Genomic DNA, 447 nt, shown 5'->3' with positions numbered 1-447 from the left:
GGTCTGCTTGTTGTCGGCGTCGGTGATGGTCTGCGGGTAGCCGTTGGGATCGAAGTTGCTGTTGGTGGTGCCGTTGCCGTTGGCGTCGGTCGCCGTGAGCATCTGACCCCACGCGTCGTACGTGTACGTGGTCTTGTAGTCGTCAGCAGTCGGGGTGGTGTTGCCGATCGGGTCGACGACCCAGGCGACGTCACCGTCGGGCTCGTAGCCGAAGGTCCACTTGCGGCCTTCGGGGCTGGTCTTCTCGGTGAGGTCGGCGACGTAGCCGTTGAGCTGGCGCTGGTAGGTCAGGACCGTGCCGGGCCAGCCATTGCGGACCGCCTCGGCGTCCTTGATCTCTGTGGGGTAGCCGGTCTTGGCGTCGTAGGTCCAGGTCGACGCGGCGCCGTTGTTCTCGGTGAGTTTGGTGACGTTGTGGTCGTCGTCCCACTCGAGCGTGGTGACCTC

General features: G+C 65.1%; 1 protein-coding gene. It reads right to left on the bottom strand.

The genetic code is table 11. The features are described 5' to 3' along the window. A partial coding sequence (locus ACL02O_RS34450) for a hypothetical protein (RefSeq protein WP_412822363.1) occupies nucleotides 1-447 on the bottom strand: 447 nt, incomplete at both ends.

This window comes from Micromonospora mangrovicola (assembly GCF_047200535.1).
Lineage (GTDB): Bacteria > Actinomycetota > Actinomycetes > Mycobacteriales > Micromonosporaceae > Micromonospora.
Note: the sequence above shows the minus strand (reverse complement) of the source record. Positions and strands in the feature narration are given on the sequence as shown.